Origin of the sequence: Paenibacillus sp. AR247, from assembly GCF_002968895.1 — a bacterium.
Taxonomy (GTDB): domain Bacteria; phylum Bacillota; class Bacilli; order Paenibacillales; family Paenibacillaceae; genus Paenibacillus_AQ; species Paenibacillus_AQ favisporus.
The window spans coordinates 1-3942 of sequence record NZ_PCZT01000069.1; the positions used below are offsets into that span (position 1 = coordinate 1).

The 3942-nt window shown below is 51.5% G+C and carries 10 protein-coding genes; all 10 read right to left on the reverse strand.

Translation table 11 applies throughout. The features are described 5' to 3' along the window. The coding region (locus CPT76_RS38575) for a hypothetical protein (protein WP_219845505.1) at positions 1 to 232 on the reverse strand (232 nt) is incomplete at its 3' end. A 46-nt stretch (positions 233 to 278) separates the two neighbouring features. Further along, positions 279 to 599: a hypothetical protein gene (locus tag CPT76_RS35915; RefSeq protein WP_105446260.1), complete on the reverse strand. Its 321-nt coding sequence runs from the start codon at positions 597 to 599 to the stop codon at positions 279 to 281. Positions 600 to 618: 19 nt separating this feature from the next. Then, complete coding sequence (locus tag CPT76_RS35920) at positions 619 to 1053, reverse strand: hypothetical protein (protein WP_105446261.1); 435 nt, start codon at positions 1051 to 1053, stop codon at positions 619 to 621. Next, complete coding sequence (locus tag CPT76_RS35925; protein ID WP_105446262.1) at positions 1040 to 1270, reverse strand: hypothetical protein; 231 nt, start codon at positions 1268 to 1270, stop codon at positions 1040 to 1042. Before CPT76_RS35925 ends, CPT76_RS35920 begins: the two co-directional genes overlap by 14 nt. Next, a complete protein-coding gene (locus CPT76_RS35930) occupies positions 1267 to 2034 on the reverse strand; it encodes a hypothetical protein (RefSeq protein ID WP_105446263.1) in 768 nt (255 codons plus the stop codon). The genes CPT76_RS35925 and CPT76_RS35930 overlap by 4 nt, the downstream gene beginning before the upstream one ends. Further along, positions 2027 to 2311, reverse strand: coding sequence for a hypothetical protein (locus CPT76_RS35935; protein WP_105446264.1), 285 nt, complete (start codon positions 2309 to 2311; stop codon positions 2027 to 2029). Before CPT76_RS35935 ends, CPT76_RS35930 begins: the two co-directional genes overlap by 8 nt. Next, positions 2296 to 2709 (reverse strand): cold-shock protein, encoded by a 414-nt coding sequence (locus CPT76_RS35940; protein ID WP_105446265.1) that lies wholly within the window; start codon positions 2707 to 2709, stop codon positions 2296 to 2298. Before CPT76_RS35940 ends, CPT76_RS35935 begins: the two co-directional genes overlap by 16 nt. Before the next feature lie 4 nt (positions 2710 to 2713). Continuing rightward, entirely contained in the window at positions 2714 to 2890 is a 177-nt protein-coding gene (locus CPT76_RS38200; RefSeq protein WP_181153263.1) for a hypothetical protein, read from the reverse strand. Positions 2891 to 3216: 326 nt separating this feature from the next. Further along, the gene (locus CPT76_RS35945; protein ID WP_105446266.1) at positions 3217 to 3429 is read right to left on the reverse strand and encodes a hypothetical protein; all 213 of its coding nucleotides are present in this window, start codon (positions 3427 to 3429) and stop codon (positions 3217 to 3219) included. Further along, positions 3422 to 3697 (reverse strand): hypothetical protein, encoded by a 276-nt coding sequence (locus CPT76_RS35950; RefSeq protein WP_105446267.1) that lies wholly within the window; start codon positions 3695 to 3697, stop codon positions 3422 to 3424. Before CPT76_RS35950 ends, CPT76_RS35945 begins: the two co-directional genes overlap by 8 nt. Positions 3698 to 3942 lie beyond the last annotated feature (245 nt).

A 3942-nucleotide genomic window follows, 5' to 3' on the forward strand; every position in this document is an offset into this window, starting at 1 on the left:
ACCGCATATGACTCCCAGCATAGTTAGCGCTAGTTCCTATGCCGCGCAGTGCTGTTTTCAGCCGCGCTGAGTTCGCTGACGCCCGTGATTGTTCTGTTTTAAGTCGGTCGGTTGCTCTCGTTAATGACGAAGTGATTTTTTCCGCGCGACCAATGCTATCTGATACTCGTTTTATCGTTTTTGAGGCGCCGTCATCCCTGATCGAAATGCGCCCCTTTAAGTCGAAGGCCAATTGTCTCATCTCCTTTTAATTAAAAAGAGGCCCGAAGGCCTCCGTATTAAGCGAATGTAATAGCGCCGATTGTTCCGTCCGCAGTGTATTTCGTTGTAACTTGCGTCTTGTAGGCGGCCGAAAGCGTTACGCCTTCCGGAAGTTTGACCGTCAGCGTAGTCACGGTTTTGTTTCTGTCCGTTAGATGGATCAAAACGGCGCCTAAGCAGCCCTCGAGAGACGAAACCGACGACTGGTAATTGCCCTGGCCGCCGTATTTGGCGAGATGGATCGGCTTTGTTCCGTCATCAAATTCAACGCTTGAGCTCCACAAATTCGTGTTCAACCGTTCGATAAAAGATTTTTTAATAGTCAATGTTCCGTTCATGTTTAATTATTCCCCCTAATTAGTATCTGCGTAGCTTTCCGCCTTGCTTTAATCTCTGGTACGTGTCTTCTCCCAACTTGCCGAGGTCTGCCCGTTTAGGCTCCATCCTTCGCGGGTTTCTTATTGGCGGGTCAGGTAAATTCGGTTTCGTCAGCGCAGCAACACGGGCCAATACCGGCAGTTGATCCCGCATAGAATCGATCGACGCCGCAATCTCCTCCGAGCTTGTGCCGGTTATGTAACCGAGGGCGTGGTCGATATCTGCGCCGGCCAATCCCGCCTTTTCGAGCGCTTTTCGCTTCATATCGTTAGTCAGCGCGTCTATTTTCGAGGTTAGTGCGTCGATATCCGCCTGCGTGTACGTCTTTGGCGTTTCGACTGGCGGCTGTTCCTCGCCCTCCGGATCTTCCTCCGCAAAGAGCTGCAGGTTTAGCGGCAATTTAAATCGTTGCATCCTTGCCTACCTCCTCGACTAGCCACATTTGCGCCTGAATAGCGCCATTCCGCACGTCTAAGCTGCGCACATAAGCGCCAGGGTTTTCGGCCTGGTACGTATCCAGCGCAGCCATATCGCTAAACGTCATTAACTTTTCGCTTACGGTGTGTTCGAGCCTTCGCCTTCCTCCGAACCCCGTTTCGTTGGGAACGTTCATGCTGCCGATCGCTCTCAATCTTGCTCACCTCCTCTCAGTTCGGCCATTGCGGCCTCATACTCCCGGTCTGACCGGTACTGAGCAGAGACTTCCTGAGCCAGGTAACCTGGTTTATAGGTCCTGTGGTTCTTCGTCAAATGGTCGTACGCTAAATCCGGAGAACCGTCCTGGCCGATCTGCTTAAGGATCTTGTATTGAAGCGCGTCACCAGTTACTAAGTCCTTGGAAAATTCATCGAAGTCCCCTGCCCTATTCCCGGCCAACGCTTTCACATCGTCGAATCTCCGCAGCAGCTCGGTCTTTGTAGGACCGTCCATAACCGGCAATTGTGTCTTGATTAGCTCGGCAACATCGGCCGGATCATTTGTCCGTAGCTGAATAAGCACGCCGTCAACGAACGCCTGGGCCTCCGGAGTGGTGGCCTCTGTTCGGAACGCACTCCGCGCAGCAACGATCGACAGCGCCTTCAGCTCCGTTTGATAGGCCGCCTTCAGCTTTTCTACCGTCTCGTCAAGCTTCGCGCGAGCTTCTGCGATCTTGTACTGACGTTCATGGGCGCTCATAATCGTATTTTTATCAATGCGATCGGCGTGCTCCTGGTACGAATCAACAGCTCGTTTAATCTGCAACTCGTAATTATCCAGCGTTGGAAAGTCAGCCTTTACAGCAGCCCCCGCGCTAATCAACTCGTCAGCTTTGGCCTGGTCAACATGGTATACCTTGCCGGCGCTCCGTTTCATACCGTCGAAAGTGTAATCGCGAAGCATATAAACGTTACTCATAGCTCAGTTCCTCCTCGTTCTGTCTAGCGTTGAATGTGTTCCAATCGACGTACGGAGATCCGTTACTATCGATCATTGCTGCAGCGTCCGGTCCGATGATACCCTGCACAAAGGTTACCGCCTCGGCCAGCGAGTAATTAACGGCCTCCTCCGGTTTAACATTCGTGTATTGGCGCTCGAACCGCGTATCCTCTCCGTCGATAAACACGACGGTATCCGTGGCATATTCGCAGAATCCGATTTCGTAAACTCGATGAACGATTAAATAGTCCGCCATTCGCCTTTACCTCCGATCGCTGACATATTTACGGCGTAGGTCCGGCCACTTCTGATATTGCGTTCGAGGTCATAAGCGACACGAGTACCGCGTCTTAATCCCTCTGCGCTTGGGTTCTTTTCTGCGTGAAAGTAAACGTCATTCCCTCCGTCATCTGGCGTAATGAAACCGAACCCGCGCTCTCGAATAGGGGAATTGATAGTTCCCGTGAGTTCACCGCGCTTATTTTCCTTAGTGGCCTCTTTGACCGCTTTGCCACTGCCTTTATCTGTCTTGACGGCAGCCGTTTCAATCTCGCTCTCCCTTGGACTTTGGTAATGCGTAGGAACAACCCGATCGTAAACCTCTTGCATATTTTCTTCTGGATTTCCGCGCCACACGATTCCCTCAATAAACATCTAATTACCCCCGTGTTTTCTTTGATTTTTTAACTAAGAGGGGCGCCATTTCTCGCACCCGACGTTCTGAAACGGAGTCACCAAACCGAATACTTCCGACAACTTCGCCCGTCTCGCGGTCCGAAACAACCGCAATGCGTATGTAGGGCGTCACTTGCTGGATTTCACTGACGTACAGCATCCGATTACCTCCCGCCTTTCGCAACAACGAGCCGCAAATATCGGCAATCCTGCGCAGGCTGTCTGTACGCTTTACAGTGCGGATCGGACTCTGATTGTAGTGCGTCCATTAACACACATAAGTGACCTGGCTTATAAAAGTCGCAGTATCGTTGTGCTCTCTCCATTTGTTGATCCATAGTCAACCTCCCCTCTGCAACGTTCATATATGGCCCCTATTCCCGTGATTTCGCTGGAAATTAGCAACGCAAATAAGCCCCGAAGGTGTTTATACCTTCCGGACTTAAAACGGCCGTGGCGGCCTTATATCGCCGCTTACCGTACCACTTATCTCTCGACGTTGACCCCTAAAAGTCTTCTCGCCGTCCTTTTCTTTTGAGATGGGATGCGGTACTGCCAGCCGTAAGTTTTCCCGTCTTTCGAGTACGTCGCCATGAGTATAAACAACGGATGCGACCGGCGGATCTTCCGCACGACTTCCGCGTCCTCCGTGTAGCCGGCAAGATTATCCGGATCGAGTCTCCACAATGCGTTATTCATGGCGGTCCATCTCCTTACACTCAGCGCAATAAGCTGCGAATGCTTCGGTATCTGTTGAGTAAATCGCGACCTTCTCTACGCCGAATATCCGCGCCACATCATCGCCTTGAAATAGACCGGACCAAATTGCGTTCAGGCTCGTATCCTCTTCCGTGACCGGCCAGACTCCTTTGCAGTATTCCAGGCCGTCGGGCGCGTAGACTTTTACAACGTGGTTTCCTTCTTTAATCGTATGGTTGACCCTAACATAGTCAAAAACATATTTCATCTCGATCTTTCCTTTTGTGGGTCGCTGCGGTCTGCACCCTCAGATTTGTATCCCGCGTGTTCCCAGGCGGTCTAACGTCCGGCCCGTAGGACATAAAAAAAGCGCTCACGCGCCTGTTAACCATCGTATTACCTCGTCATGTTCTTTTTCCGGCTGCACAATCTCTGCCGCTTCTTGCTTTTCTTTCATCTTCTCCGCAAGCTGCGCCCGGTCCGCATCACGCCGTCCATAGTATTCTTGTAGCG